Genomic DNA, 17,590 nt, shown 5'->3' with positions numbered 1-17,590 from the left:
CCCTCGTCTCGGGGTGTGATCACCTCCCTTCGAGAGCACTCGGCAGCGGCCCGCTGATACACCTACTCCGCTTCGGACAGCTGAGCGATGCGTTTGCGGAGGCGGGTGGGCGCGTAGAGGAAGGTGACTGCGAGAGGGACGTAGAAGACCAACATGAGGAGTTGCCAGGGGGAGTCGGTGAAGGCCAGACCGATGGCAGAGACGGTGACCAGGGAGACGGCGACGATCTGGAGCGGGCGGCCTCGGCGCATCTGGCGGAGTTGTTCCTGGGCGACGGCGAGGGTTGTCGCGCGGAGCTCGGGGTCGGTGGGGAGCGGGCCCTTCCAGGCAGCCTTCAGGGCCAGCCGCCGGGCGTCCTTCGGGGCATCGCCCAGTGCGCCGTTCTCCCAGCGCAGCCTGGCCTTGATCGCAAAGGTCATGCCGACGGCCACCATGAGTGAGACCGCGGTGCCGAAGATGAGGGACCAGAACAGGTCTCTGGTCTCGATGATGCCGATCGCGAACGTCACCGCGGTCCAGGCGAGCCAGAGGATCAGGAGCAGGGCCCAGGTGGGGGTCGAGTTCAGGCGTTCGCGCATGGCTGATGATCGCTTGGGGAGGGGGTCTTGAGGAACATCTCTGGGGGGTGGGTGGTTGGGTAGTGGTGTGCATGGTGAATACAAGGTGCCTGGTGGGAAGTTGGTCGTCGCCGATCTCGACGTCGTCGACGAGGTGGTGCGGCGGGGGCGGATCAGCGGGGACTTCTTCCTGGAGCCGGATGATGCGCTGGAGCGGATCAACGGGGCGCTGACCGGAGTACCGGTCGAGATGCCGGTGGCGCAGATCGCGGCCCGGGTTCGCGGGGTGCTCGGCGATGGGGTCGAGATGATCGGGTTCTCGCCTGAGGCTGTGGCTGTCGCGGTGCGGCGGGCGTTGACGGGGGCTACGGCTTGGACGGATCACGCTTGGGAGTTCGTGCACGACGTACCGCGGGAGCCGGCGCTGCAAATGGCGCTGGACGAGGTACTGGCCGAGCAGGTCGGGTCGGGGGAGCGGCCGCCGACGTTGCGGATCTGGGAGTGGGCGTCGAACGCGGTCATCATCGGCAGCTTCCAGTCGCTGGCCAACGAGGTGGATCTGGGCGGGGCGGCGAAACATGACGTGACGGTGGTACGCCGGATCAGCGGCGGCGGCGCGATGTTCGTCGAACCGGGCAACACGATCACGTACTCGCTGTACGTGCCCGAGTCGCTCGTCTCCGGGCTGTCCTTCGTCGACTCGTACGCCTTCCTCGACGACTGGGTGGTCGGCGCGCTGAACGAGCTCGGCATCGCCGCGACGTACCAGCCGATCAACGACATCACCTCACCGGCCGGCAAGATCGCCGGCGCCGCCCAGAAACGCTTCGCCGGTGGGGCGGTGCTGCATCACGTGACGATGGCGTACGACATGGACGCCGCGAAGATGGTCGAGGTCCTGCGGATCGGCCGCGAGAAGATGTCCGACAAGGGCACCAAGAGCGCCAACAAGCGAGTCGACCCGTTGCGGAGTCAGACCGGGTTGGAGCGGGCCGAGGTGATCAACCGCCTGGTAGGCACCTTCGCCAACCGCTACGGCCTCGCTGCCGCAACCATCGACGACGAGACGGTGGCCGAGGCGCAGCGTCGCGTTGACTCGAAGTTCGGGACCGAGGACTGGCTCGCCCGCGTGCCGTAAGCGTTGTCCGGGTCGGGGCCGGTGCCCGATTGGAGCCGTAGCCGTAGCCGTAGCCCGCATCGGGCGGAGCGCCACGCACGCACAACCCCCGGCCGGACAGGCCCGGCACGCTGGGGAAAGGTTCGAACGCCGGAGTTAGGTATGCACGGAGGTCCGCGCCGAGGGCCGGTGCCACCTCCTTGTCGGGCGATACTTGTGGTGAGAGTGACCGAGCCTGGAGGGTTCGCGGATGACTGAGTTGCTGTTCGGGGTGCAGGCGCCGCCGCGGGCCGGGGCGGTGGAGTTCACGGTCGAGGTCGCGCGGGCGGCGGATGAGGGTGGGCTGGAGCTGTTCGGCGTACAGGATCATCCGTATGTGGGGGAGTTCCTGGATACGTTCACTCTGATGGGTCACCTGCTCGACAAGACCTCCAGGATCCGGGTGTTCCCGGACGTCGCGAATCTTCCGCTGCGACCGCCGGCGATGCTGGCCAAGGCCGCGGCGACGCTGGATCTGCTGTCTGGTGGACGTTTCGAACTCGGCCTGGGGAGCGGGGCTGCGTGGCACGCGGTCGCGGCCATGGGTGGCGGCGAATTGAAGCCCGGGGAGGCGCTCAAGGCGCTCGAGGAAGGCGTCGAGGTCATCCGGGCGTTGTGGCGTGCGGGCGAGACGGCGCGGGTGGACGGGGAGTTTCATCACGTCCGCGGTGTGCACGCTGGACCGGCGCCCGCGCACTCGATCGGCATCTGGTTCGGGTCCGTTGGGCCGCGCGCCAATCGGTTGACCGGCCGGATCGCTGATGGGTGGGCCGCGCCGATTCCGTCGTATCTGCCGTACGAGAGCTGGGCGGACGCTCATGCAGCCATCGACGCGGGGTGCCCGCGAGGCCGGGCGCGATCCCGGCGATGTCCTACGGATCGCTCAAGTAGTCGGAACCATCACCCCCGAGAACGTTGCCAACGGCACCGACCTGGTCGGCGACCGCCCACTCCGAGGCTCCGTCGACCAATGGGTGACGCTGTTGTCGGAACTGGCCACCAACACGCCGTTCCGCGGCTTCGTCCTCTGGCCGGAGACCCTGACTCTCGACCAGGTCAACCTGTTCGCCCACGAGGTAGCTCCCGCAGTACGAGGTGGGTGAGGGGGGAATGGCTAGCGGAGGTCGTCGGAGAGGGACTTGGCGGCTTGGGTCAGGAGGGGGACTGCTTGGTGGAGGAGGTCTTCGGTCATTCGTCCGGCGGGGCCGGAGAGGGAGAGGGCTAGGCGGGACGGGGCGTCGGGGACTGGTACTGCGATGCAGCGGACGCCTTGCTCCTGTTCGCCCTCGTCCAGGGCGTAGCCATCTGATTCGGCCTTGTGGAGTTGGGCGATGAACTCGTCGGGGTTGGTGATGGTGGTGGAGGTGTGTTGCGGCATGCCGGTGCGGTGGAGGAGGTCGCGGACCTCTGGCTCGGGGAGCTTGGAGAGGATGGCTTTTCCGACCGCTGTGCAGTGCGGGAGGACGCGGCGGCCGACCTCGGTGAACATGCGCATGGAGTGGCGGGACTGTACCTGGGCCAGGTACACGATCTGATCCCCGTCGAGCATCGCCATGTTGGCCGACTCACCGACCTGGTCGACCAGTTGGGCCAGGTGCGGGCGGGCCCAGATGCTGAGCATGTGCGAGGACGCCTCGCCGAGCCGGATCAGCCGGGGGCCGAGGACGTACTGGCGAGACGGCTCCTGCCGGACGTACCCGAGATCGACCAGCGTCCGGACCAGCCGGTGGATCGTCGGCAGTGGAAGCCCGGAGCTGGTCGCGAGCTGCGACAACGGCACCATCCCACCCGCATCAGCCATCATCTCGAGCAGAGCGAACGCCCGCTCAATAGACTGCACGCTCCCAGTGCGACTCTTCGGCCCAGCACCATCTGGCACTGTCCCAGCCGGCTCCGCCATGTGGGGCTCCGATCTCCTCGGTACTTCCGGATTATGGAAGTTTAACCACAGATGGCGGAAGTACCGAGGGATTTCAGGAGCGGAGGGGGCGGCGAGCGAGTTTCGAGAGGCCGGCGGGGTCTACACCGATCAGCTTGTCGAGTTCTGTGGGATCGAGGGCGCCGCACTCGAGACCGCGGAGGACGAAGCCGGCCAGGGCGGCGGCTGTGGCGGGCTCGTCCAGGTAGCCGGAGGTGCCTCCTTCGACGTAGGCGCGCAGCCGGGCGGCCGCAGTACCAAGGCCTTCGCGGTAGAAGAGGTAGGTCGCGAGGTAGCGGCTTGGTAGTTGCGCGGGATGCATGTCCCAGCCTTGGTAGATGCCGCGTTCGAGGGAGCGGCGGACCAGGCGTTGGTGGAGACGCCATGCGGCGTGGACCTGCTCGCGGGAGCCGACGGGCAGCACGTTGGTGGAGCCGTCGCAGACGAAGACGCCGGTACCGGCCGCAGCCAACTGCATGACGTCCTTCGCGTGGTCGGCGACCGGATGCTCCATGCTCTGGTACGCCGCTGCGACGCCAAGCGAAGCTGAGTAGTCATAGGTGCCGTAGTGCAGCCCAGTCACTCGCCCCGCACCCGCCCGGATCATCGCCGGCAGCGGCGTCGTACCGTCCGCCCCGAGAATCGCCTGCGGCGTCTCCACCTGGATCTCGAACCGCAACGACCCCGGAGCCAACCCGAGCGATCGCTCAACCGAATCCAGCACCACCACCATCGCCGAGATCTGCGCGACCGACGTGACCTTCGCGAGCGTGATCACGAACCCGTCCGTCAACGCACCGGCCTCGGCCAGCTCACCGACGAACAGCGTCAGCGTTCGGACCCCACGCCGACGGCTGACAGCCTCGAGCGACTTGATCCGGAGCCCGTGGTACGGCGGAGCCGTGCCCGCGTTGACCAGCGACGCCAACGCCTGGCCGGCGCTGACCGCAGCCGTGTCCTCCTGCTCGTCCGGCCTGACGCCGTAACCGTCCTCGAAGTCGATCCGCAGGTCCTCGATCGGCTCCCGCGCCAGCTTGGCGCGAACACGGTCGTAGACCTCGACAGCATGATCAGCAGGCAAACCCAGTACTTCGGTCAGCTCAGCGACCGACCCACCGTGCTCCCGTAGTACAGCCCGAGCCTGTTCCGCCCACTCGTCGACGGTGCCGACCAAGAACCGATCGGCCGGCACGTAGACGGTGTGGATCGGTTGCCGTACTCCGCGATCACCCGGGTAGAGCGTCGCCAGAGCTGCATCGGCGTCGGCCAGCCGTCGGTCGAGTTCGGCAAACAGCTGTTCATCCACTGATGCTCCTCAGAAGTGTGCGCTGGGTCCTGGCCACCTGCTCGGCCAGGATCGGTTCGTCGACGGTGACGACCGTGTCGTGCTCAACGACGGGACGGCCGTTGACGAGGAGCAGCTCCAGGGGCGGGGGAGCGCCCAGGACCAAGGCGGCAACGGGGTCGTCAATGCCCGCGTGGGCGAGGGTGTCGAGTCGCCAGACGGCGAGGTCGGCCAACTTCCCGACCTCCAGCGAGCCGATCTCGTCCGAGCGACCCAGGATCCGCGCTCCATCCAGAGTCGCCAACTCCAAGGCTGTCCGTACGTCGAGAGCCTGCGGCCCACCACGAGCGCGCGCGAACAGCAACGCATGGCGCAACTCCTCGAGCAGACTGCCGGCCTCATTGCTGGCAGCACCATCCACCCCGAGCCCGACCGGACAACCGGCCGCTCGCAGATCGGCGACACGAGCGATCCCGGCGCCGAGGCGAGCATTCGAGCTGGGGCAATGCGCGACTCCCGTGGCCGTCGAGCCCAGCCGCTTGATCTCCGCGTCGTCGAAGTGGATGCCGTGCGCGAACCACACGTCCGAGCCGGTCCAGCCCAGCTCAGCCGCGTACTCCGACGGCGTACAGCCGAACCGCTCGTCGCACCACTCCGCCTCATCAGTCGTCTCGGCCAGATGCGTATGCAACCGAACGCCCTTGCGCCGAGCCAGCTCTGCCGACTCCCGCATGAGGTCGCCGGTGACGCTGAACGGCGAGCAGGGAGCGACCACGACCTGCAGCATCGAATCCGGCGAAGGGTCATGCCACCGGTCGATCGCGGCCTCGGTCGCGAGCAGGATCTCGTCGCGGTCCTCGACCACCGAGTCAGGCGGCAACCCGCCGTCCTTCTGGCTGAGGTCCATCGAGCCGCGGGCCGGGTGGAACCGCAGTCCGACCTCAGAGGCCGCGGTGATCTCGGCTTCCAGGACATCACCCCCTCGCCGGGGAAAGACGTAGTGGTGGTCCGAGGCCGTTGTGCAGCCGGTGCGCGCCAGTTGGGCCAGCGCGCCTTGTGCTGCGACGTGCACCGACTCCTCGTCGATGCCGGCCCAGACGGGGTACAGAGTGTTGAGCCAGCCGAAGAGAGTTGAGTCGACTGCGAGTCCACGCGTCACCCATTGGTACAGATGCTGATGGGTGTTGACGAACCCGGGCGTCACCAGACACCCGCGTCCGTCGATCACCCGTGCTGCGCCAAGGGCCGGCGCCGGCCCCGACCCGACCGCCACGATCCGGTTGCCGTCGACAACGACATGGCCGGTGGTCAGCTCCCGGCGTTCCCGGTCGAGCGTGACCACGGCCGCGCCCTCGATGACGATCAACAGAAACCTGGTACTGCGTGCCAGGCCGACCCCGCGTCCGTTGCGTCGTCACGGACGACGGACGCCTCGATCAGGCCGTACGGACGGTCGGCCGCGATGAAGACCTCACCGGGGTTCTCCACCTCGAACGGGCTCAGGTCGACCAGGAAATGATGCTTGTTGGGCGCCGAGAACTTGATCTCCGCGACCTCCGGGTGGCGCTCCAGGACCGCCTCGCCCATCCCGTACAGGGTCTGCTGCAGCGCGAGACTGTGGATCGTCGCGAACTTCTCCAGCAGCAGGCTCTTGATCTCGTCGTACGACTTGTCCCAGTCGACGTCCGTGTGGTCGTAGCGCCAGCGGGCGACGAGCGAGGTGGCGAGGATGCGGTCGTCGGTCTCCTTCAAGGTCGTGTACTTGTCCTTGAGGAAGCCGTGGAACTCCGAGCCGGTCGACTTGAGCACGGTCAGGTCGCGGATCCCCGAGACGACGTGCGCCTTGCGGTCGTCGCCTCGACCGTCGACGTTGACGACCGTAGTACGGATGCCCGCGCCGCTGCGGACGAACGAGTGGTCGTGGCCGGCGCCGTCGACGGAGATGCGTTCCCAGTTGTACTCCTCGATCTCGACCCGGGCGCCGTCGGCGGCGGCCGAGGCTTCGAGGAAGTGATCGGCCAGGGTGAGCGCGAACTCCTCGATCGAGTCGATGCCCTTCTCCTTGGCGAAGGCGAAGGCGGTGTTCTTCTGGGTGTCGGTCGGCAGGACCGCGGACTGGTCGCCGGTGATGTGGGCGTCCTCGAACCGGCCGCGCAAGGCCGACGAGACGTTGAGGTCGCGGATCTGGTGCCGGGGCGTGTCGCGGTAGATGCGGACGACGCGGCTCTCGGCCTTGCCGTACTGATTGGCTCCCAGGTGGATCGCCATCGGATCAGCTCCCTCGATAAGTGGAAAAGGCGAACGGACTGAGCAGCAGCGGAACGTGGTAGTGCCGCTCATCGGAGATCAGAAAGGTCACGACGACCTCGGGAAAGAAGATGTCCTGCTTGGTCGCCCGCGCGTAGGCGGCGGTGTCGAACCTCAGTTGATAGGTGCCGGCTGAGAGTTCCTTGGTGGTCAGGCTGCCGATCCGCCCGTCTTGATCGGTGGTTGCGGTGCCGAGTGTCAGGACGGCCGGTTCGAGACGGCTGAGAGTGACCGGGACGCCTTGGGCCGGCTTGCCCAGGGCGGTGTCGAGGACGTGGGTGGAGAGGGTGGTCATGTGATCGCCTTCGCTAGGCGGAGGTGGGCTATCTTGCGGAGTTCTTCTTGTACTACGGCCGCTTCGGTCGCGTCGTCGTTCGTGAGGCGTTCGCGCAGCGCGGTGAGCATCTCGGTCGCCGACAGGCCGGTGGCGCAGATGAGGAAGACGCGGTTGAAGCGTTCCTCGTAGGCGCGGTTGCCATCGGCCAAGGCCGAGCGGACAGCGGGGTCGTCGCCGACGCCGGACTGTTCCTTGCGGGACCAGGCGGCTTCGGTGCTCGAGCCTTCGGCGCGGTCGCCGATCCGGGGGTGGGCGGCGAGTGCCTGGGCGACCTCGTCGGAGGTGAGGGAGCGGGACGCTTCGTCGGCGACCTTGGTGAGGGCGGCGAGATCGGCGTACGGTCGGGCCTCGAGGATGCGGTCGACCCAGCGCGGGACGTCGCAGCAGGCGGCGAGCAGCGGGCGCAGCTCGTCGGCCGGCGCGAGGTCGAATTCCTGCAGGTTCATCCGACCTCCACGTCGTTGACCAGTTGACCGTCGATCCAGACGGCACGGACGTCGGCCGGCGTACCGAGGGTGAAGGCCCGGGCCAGCGCGTCCTCGGCATCCTCGGCGTGCTCGAGGCCGATCGCCAGCGGCGAGCCGTCGGCTGGCCGCAGCAGCTGCGCATCGAAGCGCTTGCCGACACTCAGCTCGCCGACATCGTCCAGGCCCAGCGCCGATGCTCCGGCAGTCGTTGCCAAGTGCAACAAGTGGGCGGAGTTGAGGGCCAGGCCGCGGTCGCCCATCAGTTGCTGGCAGAAGTACGCCTGCAGCCCTTCCTTCAACAACGAGAAGCCGGTACCAGCGCCGACATCGGACCCGAGCGCGACCCGTACGCCGTGATCGAGGTGCCGGGTGAGCGGGAACAGCCCGCTCCCGAGCGCCGCGTTGCTCGTCGGGCAGTGGGCGACCGTCGCGCCGCTGTCGCCGAGCAGCTTGAGCTCGACGTCGGTCGGGTGGACGTTGTGGGCCAGCACGCTGCGGTGGTCGACCAGGCCGTGCTTGTCGTAGGTACTGACGTAGTCGCTGCCGCCGAAGAGCTCGGTCACGGTGGCGATCTCGGCCTCGTTCTCGTTGAGGTGCGAGGTGAAGAGGGCGCCGGGGATCTCCTCGAGGATCGTGTGGCAGGTTGCGAGGAGGTCGTCGGTGCAGGAGAGGGAGAAGCGGGGCGTCACGGCGTACCGGTTGCGGCCGACGCCGTGCCAGCGGGCGGCCAGCGCGAGCGACTCGGCGTACGCGCGCTCCGGAGTGGTGAGTAGGTCGGCGCGGATGATGCGGTCGCTGACGACCAGGCCGCTCGTGATCCGGAGGCCGACGCGGGAGGCGGCGGTGAAGAGAGTGTCGACGGCGGAGGCGAAATGGGCGCCGAAGACCAGTGCGCTCGTCGTACCGGCTGCCGCGAGGCCGCGGACGAACTCGTTGGCAACGCCTGGGGCGTAGGCGTCGTCGGCCATCCGGGCTTCCTCGGGGAGCGCGTAGCGGTCGAGCCACTCGAGCAGGGGCATGCCCATCCCGCCGACCGCGCGGATCTGCGGGAAGTGGACGTGGGTGTCGACGAAGCCGGGCAGTACGAGCCCGCCGGTCAGGTCGACGACGCGCTCGGCCGGGTGGGCGTCGCGCAGGTCCGCGTAGCTGCCGCGGGCGGTGATCAGGCCGTCCTCGACGAGCAGTGCTGCGTCGGTGGCGACTCGGAGCGTGCCACCGGTGAACGGGTTCTCGGGTGTGTCGAGGAAGGTTCCTCTGAAGAGCGTCATGCTTTCGCCTCACGGTGAACCGGCGCGGAGTTGCGCTCGGCAGCAAACAGTTGGAGCAGCCAGGCGGCCATGCTGACCGCGATCACGGCCGGCTCCTTGCCGGGCAGGTCGGACAGCCCGATCGGCGTGGTGATCGAGTCGATCGCCTCGGCCGGGTTGCCGTCGTCGGCGAGCTTCTGCCGGAATCGGGCCCACTTGGCGCGCGAGCCGATCAGGCCGATCGTCGCCAGCTGCCCGTTGCGCAGCGCGGCGTCGCAGAGGGCGGCGTCCTCGGCGTGGTCGTGGGTCATCACCAGTGCGTGCGTGCCTGGTGGGAGCTCGCCGACCACGAGTTCGGGCAGGACCGGTACGTGGTGCACGTGCACGCCTGCCACGGCGTCGTCCAGGACTGAGAGTCTTTCCGGTACGAGCTGCTCTGGGCGGGAGTCGATGAGGTGCAGCTCAAGGTCGTGCCGTGCCAGGATGCGGGCCAGTTCGAGCCCGACATGACCGACCCCGAAGATCGCCACCGACGGAACCACCGGCAACGGCTCCAGCAACAACTTCACCTCACCCCCACAACACTGCACCGCCTGCTGAAACGGCGCCTTGTCCGACAACGAAAACTCCAGTACCTCGGGCTCGCCCGCACCCGCTGCAAGCAACACCCGCGCCCGCTCGATGGCAACGGCTTCCAAGTTGCCGCCGCCCACGGTCGCCCAGACCTCGTCCGTGGAGACGACCATCTTGGCGCCGGCATCCCGAGGCGAGTGCCCACGAACAGACATCACGGTGACCAGCACTCCGGGTTGGCGCTGCTCACGCAGCCGCTGAACCGCTCGCATCCACTCCATCTCGATCACGCCCCACCCGTACTGGGAGAGGCGGAGCACGCCCGGGCTTTGTCCAGCCCCCAGTACACCGCCTCCGGCGTGGCGGGGCAGCCGAGATCCACACTCGTTCCAGCCGGGCCGAAGGCAGCTGCTGCCTGGCGGAGCGCTTCGCGGACGGAGAAGGCGAGCATCAGCGGGGGTTCTCCGACAGCCTTCGAGCCGTAGACCGCGCCGTCTTCGTGGGCCTTCTCGAGGAGGCGGACGTTGAAGACTTCTGGCATCTCGGAGAAGCTGGGGAGTTTGTAGGTGCTGGCTGCCTGGGTGGCCAGCCGGCCGCGGTTCGGGCCGGTGCTTTCGTCCCAGCGGAGGTCTTCGAGGGTCAGCCAGCCGGCGCCCTGGACGAAGCCGCCTTCGATCTGGCCGATGTCGATCAGCGGGCTGAGGCTGTCGCCGACGTCGTGGACGATGTCGACCTGACGCAGGGTGTAGGAACCGGTGAAGCCGTCGACCTCGACCTCGGAGGCGGCCACGCCGTACGCGAAGTACTTGAACGGCTCGCCGCGCATCGCGTTCGCATCCCAGTGCAGGCCCTCGGTCCGGTAGAAGCCGGCCGCCCACAGCTGCACCCGCTGGAAGTACGCCGCGTGGACGACCTCTTCCCAGCTGAGCGTCGGACTGTCGAAGGTCAGCCCGCGGACGACACCGTCGGCGAAGCGCACATCATGCGCGCCGATCCCGAGCTTGCCCCCGGCAACTTGTTCGAGGCGCGTGCGGATCTGCTCACACGCGTTCTTGATCGCCGCTCCGTTGAGATCGGCCCCCGAGCTCGCTGCCGTCGCCGACGTGTTGGGCACCTTGTCGGTCCGCGTCGGCGCCAGCCGCACCCGCGACAGCGGAATGCCCAGTGAGGTCGCCGCCACCTGCAGCATCTTCGTGTGCAGGCCCTGGCCCATCTCCGTGCCGCCGTGGTTGATCAGCACCGAGCCGTCCTTGTAGACGTGCACCAGCGCGCCCGCCTGGTTGAACGCGGTCAGGTTGAAGGAGATCCCGAACTTCACCGGCGTCATCGCGATCGCCCGCTTGAGATGCGGATGCGAGGCGTTGAACTCCTCGATCTCCACCTTGCGTCGCTCGACGTCCGCGGTCTCCAGTACTTCGCTCCAGCACGCCTCGAGCCGCTCGGCGTGCCGGACCGGCATCCCGTACGGCGTGCTGTCGAGTGGCTGGTAGAAGTTGCGCCGCCGCAGCTCCATCGCGTCGTACCCGAGCTTCGGCGCGCACCGCCCGAGGATGTCCTCGATGACGAGCATGCCCTGCGGCCCGCCGAAGCCGCGGAAGGCGGTCTGCGACGTCTTGTTCGTCTTGGCGATCCGGCCGTCGACGCGGACGTTGGGGATCGAGTACCCGTTGTCGATGTGGCACATCGCGCGGGCGAGCACCGGCTCGGACAGGTCGAGACTCCAGCCACCGTCGGCTGTGAGCGTTGCGTCCAGCGCGACCAGATGACCGTCGTCGTCGAAGCCGACTCGCCAGGAGCTGTGGAAGCCATGCCGCTTGCCGGTCATCGTGACGTCCTGGGTGCGGTTGAGCCGCAGCCGTACGGGTCGGCCGGTCAGCGTCGCACCGAGCGCCGCGATGGCCGCGAAGCCGTGTGGCTGCATCTCCTTGCCGCCGAAGCCGCCGCCCATCCGCAGGCACTGGACGGTCACCGCGTGGTTGGCGACGCCGAGCACGTGGGCGATGATCTCCTGCGTCTCCGACGGGTGCTGCGTGCTGCTCTGGACGAAGATCTGGCCGCCCTCGTCGATGAGCGCCAGGGCGGAGTTCGTCTCCAGGTAGAAGTGTTCCTGGCCGGCGAACTCGAACTCGCCCTCGAAGACATGCGGTGCCGATGCAAGCGCTGCCTCGACATCGCCGCTCTCCAGGTGCCGGCCGATCCCCTGGAAGTTGCCCGCGGCAATCGCTTCGCGGACGGTTACCAAGGAAGGAAGTTCCTCGTACTCGACCTCGACTGCCAAAGCACCCAGCCGGGCAGCCTCCAGCGTCTCACCGAGCACCCAGCAGATCGCGTGTCCGTGGAACATCGCCTCCGACGGGAACAGCGGCTCATCATGCTTGACGCCGGCGTCGTTGACGCCAGGCACATCCTCGGACGTCAGGACGCGGACGACGCCCGGTACGTCGTACGCCGGCTTCACCCGCAGGTCGAGGATCCGCGCATGAGCATGCGGCGACTGGACCGGCCACGCGTGCAGTACGTCGTGGGTGCGGATGACCAGGTCGTCGGTGTAGAGGGCCTCGCCGGTCACATGCAACGCGGCACTCTCGTGCGGCAACGGCAGCCCGACGACCGAGTTCTCAGGACGAAGCGACAGCGAGCTCATGCGCTGACCCCCTCTGCTGCGAGATGCTGAGCGAAGAACCTGAGCAGCGACTGCCCGAGCATCGCCGACCGGTACGCCGAACTGGCCCGGTGATCGTCCATCGGAGTCCCCTCCCCGGCGAGCACTTCGGACGCTTCCCGAACGGTCCGCTCGGTCCACGGCCGTCCGACCAACGCGTCCTCGGTAGCCCGCGCCCGCAACGGCGTAGCCGCCACCCCACCCAGACCGATCCGCGCCTGCTCGACCACTCCGTCGACAACCTCCACCGCGTACCCGACAGCAACACTCGAGATGTCATCGAACCGCCGTTTGGCGATCTTGTGGAAAGCAGTCATAGGTGCCAATGGCAACGGAACCACGATGCTGCGGATCAGCTCGTCCGGCGCCTTGAGCGTCTGCCGGTAGCCCGTGAAGTAGTCGGCCAAGGCCACGACGCGCTCACCGCGCCTCGACGCCAAGACGAGCGATGCGTCGAGGGCGAGGAGGGCCGGCGGTGTATCGCCGATCGGCGACCCGGTCCCGAGGTTGCCGCCGATCGTCGCACCGTTGCGGATCAATCGAGAGGCGAACTGAGGGAAGAGCTGTGCCAGCAACGGGACCCGCCCACCCAGCAACCGCTCGATCTCGCTCAACGTCAACGCCGCCCCGATCCGCACCTCGTTGACCCCGAAGTCGAACTCGCGGAGTTCGGGTAGGCGGTCGATGGCGATGACCAGGGGTGGGCGCTGGCCTCGGATGTTGACCTCGACGCCGGCGTCGGTCGAGCCGGCCACGAGCTGCGCCTCGGGGCGGTTGGCGAGGAGGTCTAGTACCTCGGTCAGCGTGGAAGGGCGGAGGAACTCTGAGCCGTTGACCGACAGTTGGGTGGCGACCGGGGGAGGGGGTGGCGATGAGCGACGAGCCGCCAAGGTGTCGTCGGCTGCGGGCTCGCCCAGGGCGTAGGCGGCGTCTCGGATGGGGCGGTAGCCGGTGCAGCGGCAGAGGTTGCCGCTGAGGGCGTGGAGGTCGAAGCCGTTGGGGCCGTGTTCGTGGGCGCAGGCACCGTCAGCGGCGGCAGTTCGGTCAGCATCGGCAGTACGGTCAGCGTCTGCAGTGGCGGCGGTACGGTCCGGGCGGTAGTACTCGGCGGCCATGCTGCAGACGAAGCCGGGGGTGCAGAAGCCGCATTGGGAGCCTCCCCGGACGGCCATCTCTTGTTGGACGGGGTGCAGGGCAGCGCTCTTACCCAGGCCTTCGGAGGTGATGATCTCCTGGCCGTCCAGGGAGGCGGCGGGGAGTAGGCAGGCGTTGATGGCGGTCCACTGGGTGGGGGTGTCGATGCCGGGGCGGGCGACCAGTACGGAGCAAGCGCCGCACTCACCCTCGGCACAGCCTTCCTTGGCGCCGGTCAGCCCGCGGTCGCGCAGCCAGTCCAGCACGGTGGTGTGGACTGGTACGCCGTCGAGGCCGGCGTCCCGGCCGTTCACCTTGATCGTCGTCATGGTCGGCTCCAGCGGGTCCTTGCACTGTGGATGGGGTTCGCGTCCTGCAGGAAGTCGTCGAAGCGGTAGCCGGCGATCTTCGCGATCTCCAGCAGCGCGGCGGCGTGTTCCTGGTTCTCGCAGTTGCCGAGCCGCGCCCGGCCCTGCTCGACGATCCGGTCGAACGACTCCGCATCCCTGACCGAGATAACGAGCGGAAAGCCGAAGCGCTCCTTGTACTCCGCGGTGATCGCCGCCAACTCGTCCCGGTCCTGCTCGGGGAGGAAGGTCAGCCCACGCGTCGCCTGATCCCGCAGTGAAGCCTCACCACTCAGCCCGTCGGCAACGAACTGCGACCCGAGCTGCGGATACGACCCGATCAACTCACGCTGCTCCTCAGCAGACCCGGAGAAGAGCGCCTCCTGGAACGACCGCCGCAGCGCGTGGGTGTCGTTGAAGGGCCGCATCTCCCAAGCGCGCTCCACCATCCAGGTCGGTCCCTGGAACAGTCCGGAGAAGGTCTGCACGAACTCGTCGCGGCTCATCTTGTTCACCTGGTCGAGCCGGATCAGTCCGCTCCCGGTCGGCTGGCCGGCCACAGCGGGCCCGAAGTCCTTGCCGACGTGGTGGAAGAGCAGGTTCAGCCCGATGGCGGTCAGGCTGCCCAGCGTGATGCCGCTGCCGAAGATGATCTCGGCCCAGCCCGGCACCGCCTGGGAGATCTGCGGTTGCGCGGTGACGTACATCGCCAGACCCACACTGGTCGCCACGATCACGACATTGCGGTGGTCGTGGAAGTCGACCTTGGCCAGGGTCTGGAAGCCGACGACCGCGACGGTGGCGAACATCGCCAGGGCGGCACCACCCAGTACGGGGTGCGGAATGCCGGCCACGATCGCACCGGCCTTGGGGATCAGCCCGAGCAGGATCATGATCCCGCCCGCCGACGCGACCACCCACCGGCTCTTCACCCGGGTCAGCCGAACCAGACCGACGTTCTCGGCGAAGCAGGTGTAGGGGAAGGAGTTGAAGACGCCACCGATGGTGGTCGCCAAGCCGTCGGCCCGCAGCGCCCGGGCGATGTCGTCGCGGCTGATCCGCTTCTGCACGATCTCACCGGTCGCGAACACGTCCCCGGTGGTCTCCACCGCGGTGATCAGCATGACGACGACCATCGAGATGATCGCGGCGATCGAGAACTTGGGCCAGCCGAAGTAGAAGGGCTGCGTGACACCGACCCAGGCCGCGTCACCGACCGCACCGAAGTGCGCGTCACCGAAGGCCCAGGCGACCAGCGTGCCGACGACCAGGCCAACCAGTACTGCGACGGTGGCCATGAAGCCCTTGAAGACCCGCTGGATCAAGACGATCAGCGCGAGCGTGCCGAGTGCGTAGGCGAGGTTCTTGCCGCTCGTCGGGTCCGACGTCGGTCCAGCGCCACCCGTCGCGTCGCCGGCGGCCACCGGCAGCAGGGCCAGGCCGATGATCGTGATCACCGAGCCGGTGACGACGGGAGGGAAGTACCGGATCAGCCTGCTGAAGAACGGCGCGATGAAGAAGGTGGCCAACCCGGCGACCAGGACGGCGCCGTAGATCACCAGCAGGCCGTTGGTACCACCGCCGGCCGCGAGCCCGATCGCGATCATCGGCGACACGGCCGTGAACGTCACCCCCTGCAGCAGCGGCAGCCGGACGCCGACCTTCCAGAAGCCGACCGACTGGATGATCGAGGCGATCCCGCAGGTGAACAGGTCGGCGTTGATCAGGTGCACGAGCTGCGCCGTGGTCAGGCCGATCGAGTTCGCCAGCAGGATCGGGACGATCACCGCGCCGGCGTAGAAGGCCAGCACGTGCTGGGTGCCGTAGACGGCGAGCTTGCCCGGCGACAGGACTTCGTCGACGGGATGACGGTTCGCGCGGCTCGGTCGCGTTTCTGCCTTCATTTCGGCACCTTCCAAGGGGTCGCGGCGGATCTGACCTGCACGACAGCTTGGGCTCAGGCGGCGATTGATTGCACCCGATAAACCTCCGAACTTGCGGGGTATCGGATCGATCGCTTTTGGAGGATCCTCCAATCAGAGCGACTTGAGGGCCAGGAACACGTCCACCCGGTCCTCGAAGTTCGACAGATCGCGACCGGTCAGTTGCTCGACGCGTTCGATCCGGTAGCGAACGGTGTTGACGTGCAGGTGCAGCGACTCCGCGGTCCGCGACCAGGAGCCTGACCACGCCAGGAACTCCGTCAGCGTGGCCAGCAGATCGGCGCGGGTCCGGCGATCGTGCTCGAGCACCGGGCCCAGGACGCGGTGCGCGTAGGTACGCCGGACGTCGTCGGGCACGGTCGCCAGCAGCAGGACGTGCGAGGCGACCTCGTCGGAGGTGACGACCGAGACCCTGGTCCGCCCGGACAGCGCCGCCCGTTGCGCGAACCGTGCCTCCTCCAGCGCTCCGGTCAGCGCGTCGACGGTCGTCTCGCCGCTGACGCCGACCGCGAGTCTGGCCCGCGACAGGCCGGGATCGAGCCGGCCGAATGCGCTCCGGAGTAGGTCGGGAAGCTCGGCAGACCAGGGCAGCAACGCGACCAGCAAACCGTCCCGCCCGGCCGCGACGACAGCCGGTCCGACGGTGAGGGCGACATCCTCGATCAGCGAGTGCGCTATCTCGACCGGGCCGTCGTCCCTGAGCTCGGCCACGGCGACGGCCATCGGGCGATCGACCTGTACTCCGGCCTGACGGAGGCGGGTCGCGACCTCGGCTTGCGGGCCGCCGGATTCGACCAGGCTCAGCGCGTCCTCCACCAGCGGGCGTAGCGCGAGGCGGCCCTCGTCGCGGCGTACGCGGTCCAGAGCGGCGATCGCGCACAGTTCCTGGATCGCTTCGACGTGGGCGCGGGCCCATTGCGTGTGGTCGCCGTCGACGACGAGCAGCCAGGCGGTGAGGCGGTTGCCGAGCCCCGATCCGATGGGGAACAGGCTGTACGACGTACCGGCCGCGTCGGCGACCGCGGGCGTGCGATCCGCTGTCAGGAAGCGCCTGGTGATCGCGTCGAGGGTCTCCTCGTCGAGCGGTCCGGGGCCCGGTACTACGTGACGGCCGGTGGACGTGATGACGCGGCAGTCGTGGCCGATCTCGGTCGAGATCCGGGCGGTCAGCTCGTCGAGGCTGCGGCCGGAGGCGATGGCCGAGAGGAGCTGGCGTTGGCGGACGAGGCTTGCGGACAGACGGGCGCCGGTTCCGGCTGAGCCGGCGGCCGCGACGTACTCGGTGACGTCGGCGAAGGCGATCTCGGTGGGGACCTCGACGAGCGTGACCTGGTGGCGGCGGCAGGCCTCGAGGAGGTCGTCGGGGACCTCGCCGAGGAGCGCTGCGCCCGCCAGGATCGTGGTCGCGCCGCGGCCTGCTACCGATGCGACGAAGGTTTCGCTGTCTTTGGGGCTGCGGCGCCAGACCAGGCCGGTGAGGACGAGTTCGCCGCCGTTGAGGTAGGTGCCGGGCTCGAGCAGGTCGGTGGTGATGATCCGGCCGATCGGTCGGTCGTAGGCGCCGCGGGCCGCGTGGAGCAGCCGGAGCCGCAGTTCTGGCGGCTCGAACAGTTCGGAGAGCAGCATCTGCGCCTCTTTCATCCCTTTGGAGGAACGT

The 17,590-nt window shown here is 68.2% G+C and carries 15 protein-coding genes and 1 pseudogene; 3 read left to right on the top strand and 13 right to left on the bottom strand.

Annotated features, from left to right (window positions below):
- Positions 1-62: 62 nt before the first annotated feature.
- Positions 63-578 carry a hypothetical protein gene (locus ABD768_RS32765; RefSeq protein ID WP_344847111.1) on the bottom strand — a complete coding sequence of 172 codons (516 nt, stop codon included), beginning with the start codon at positions 576-578 and terminating at the stop codon, positions 63-65.
- Between the two features lie 67 nt (positions 579-645).
- On the opposite strand from ABD768_RS32765, the gene lplAB reads away from it, so the two are divergent.
- The 3 genes and pseudogenes from lplAB to ABD768_RS32755 all read left to right on the top strand — a co-directional run bounded on the left by lplAB (position 646) and on the right by ABD768_RS32755 (position 2,816).
- Positions 646-1,695, top strand: a complete 1,050-nt coding sequence (gene lplAB / locus ABD768_RS32760; protein WP_344847109.1) for a lipoate-protein ligase LplAB — start codon at positions 646-648, stop codon at positions 1,693-1,695.
- 229 nt (positions 1,696-1,924) lie between these two features.
- Positions 1,925-2,428, top strand: a pseudogene (locus tag ABD768_RS43170) (LLM class flavin-dependent oxidoreductase); the annotation flags it as partial.
- A 103-nt stretch (positions 2,429-2,531) separates the two neighbouring features.
- On the top strand, positions 2,532-2,816 hold the full coding sequence (locus tag ABD768_RS32755; protein ID WP_344847107.1) for a hypothetical protein: 285 nt from the start codon (positions 2,532-2,534) through the stop codon (positions 2,814-2,816).
- A gap of 11 nt (positions 2,817-2,827) precedes the next feature.
- On the opposite strand, the gene ABD768_RS32750 is transcribed toward ABD768_RS32755, so the two are convergent.
- The 12 genes from ABD768_RS32750 to ABD768_RS32695 all read right to left on the bottom strand — a co-directional run bounded on the left by ABD768_RS32750 (position 2,828) and on the right by ABD768_RS32695 (position 17,559).
- Entirely contained in the window at positions 2,828-3,553 is a 726-nt protein-coding gene (locus ABD768_RS32750; RefSeq protein WP_343966145.1) for an IclR family transcriptional regulator, read from the bottom strand.
- A gap of 133 nt (positions 3,554-3,686) precedes the next feature.
- The gene (locus ABD768_RS32745; RefSeq protein WP_344847105.1) at positions 3,687-4,937 is read right to left on the bottom strand and encodes a DUF6986 family protein; all 1,251 of its coding nucleotides are present in this window, start codon (positions 4,935-4,937) and stop codon (positions 3,687-3,689) included.
- Complete coding sequence (locus tag ABD768_RS32740; RefSeq protein WP_344847103.1) at positions 4,930-6,282, bottom strand: 8-oxoguanine deaminase; 1,353 nt, start codon at positions 6,280-6,282, stop codon at positions 4,930-4,932. The genes ABD768_RS32745 and ABD768_RS32740 overlap by 8 nt, the downstream gene beginning before the upstream one ends.
- Complete coding sequence (gene pucL / locus ABD768_RS32735) at positions 6,279-7,184, bottom strand: factor-independent urate hydroxylase (RefSeq protein ID WP_344847101.1); 906 nt, start codon at positions 7,182-7,184, stop codon at positions 6,279-6,281. The genes ABD768_RS32740 and pucL overlap by 4 nt, the downstream gene beginning before the upstream one ends.
- Positions 7,185-7,188: 4 nt before the next feature.
- Complete coding sequence (gene uraH / locus ABD768_RS32730) at positions 7,189-7,518, bottom strand: hydroxyisourate hydrolase (protein WP_343966136.1); 330 nt, start codon at positions 7,516-7,518, stop codon at positions 7,189-7,191.
- Complete coding sequence (uraD, locus tag ABD768_RS32725; protein ID WP_343966134.1) at positions 7,515-8,006, bottom strand: 2-oxo-4-hydroxy-4-carboxy-5-ureidoimidazoline decarboxylase; 492 nt, start codon at positions 8,004-8,006, stop codon at positions 7,515-7,517. Before uraD (ABD768_RS32725) ends, uraH begins: the two co-directional genes overlap by 4 nt.
- Complete coding sequence (guaD, locus tag ABD768_RS32720; protein ID WP_344847097.1) at positions 8,003-9,295, bottom strand: guanine deaminase; 1,293 nt, start codon at positions 9,293-9,295, stop codon at positions 8,003-8,005. The genes uraD (ABD768_RS32725) and guaD overlap by 4 nt, the downstream gene beginning before the upstream one ends.
- Entirely contained in the window at positions 9,292-10,119 is an 828-nt protein-coding gene (gene xdhC, locus ABD768_RS32715) for a xanthine dehydrogenase accessory protein XdhC (RefSeq protein ID WP_344847095.1), read from the bottom strand. The genes guaD and xdhC overlap by 4 nt, the downstream gene beginning before the upstream one ends.
- 14 nt (positions 10,120-10,133) lie before the next feature.
- Positions 10,134-12,491: a xanthine dehydrogenase molybdopterin binding subunit gene (xdhB, locus tag ABD768_RS32710; RefSeq protein WP_344847093.1), complete on the bottom strand. Its 2,358-nt coding sequence runs from the start codon at positions 12,489-12,491 to the stop codon at positions 10,134-10,136.
- Positions 12,488-13,972, bottom strand: a complete 1,485-nt coding sequence (locus ABD768_RS32705; RefSeq protein ID WP_344847088.1) for a xanthine dehydrogenase small subunit — start codon at positions 13,970-13,972, stop codon at positions 12,488-12,490. Before ABD768_RS32705 ends, xdhB begins: the two co-directional genes overlap by 4 nt.
- Positions 13,969-15,894, bottom strand: a complete 1,926-nt coding sequence (gene uraD, locus ABD768_RS32700) for a 2-oxo-4-hydroxy-4-carboxy-5-ureidoimidazoline decarboxylase (protein ID WP_344847086.1) — start codon at positions 15,892-15,894, stop codon at positions 13,969-13,971. Before uraD (ABD768_RS32700) ends, ABD768_RS32705 begins: the two co-directional genes overlap by 4 nt.
- A gap of 132 nt (positions 15,895-16,026) precedes the next feature.
- Positions 16,027-17,559: a PucR family transcriptional regulator gene (locus tag ABD768_RS32695; protein ID WP_344847084.1), complete on the bottom strand. Its 1,533-nt coding sequence runs from the start codon at positions 17,557-17,559 to the stop codon at positions 16,027-16,029.
- Positions 17,560-17,590 lie beyond the last annotated feature (31 nt).

Source organism: Kribbella ginsengisoli (genome assembly GCF_039537185.1).
In the GTDB taxonomy this organism is placed as follows: Bacteria; Actinomycetota; Actinomycetes; order Propionibacteriales; family Kribbellaceae; genus Kribbella; species Kribbella koreensis.
Note: the sequence above shows the minus strand (reverse complement) of the source record. Positions and strands in the feature narration are given on the sequence as shown.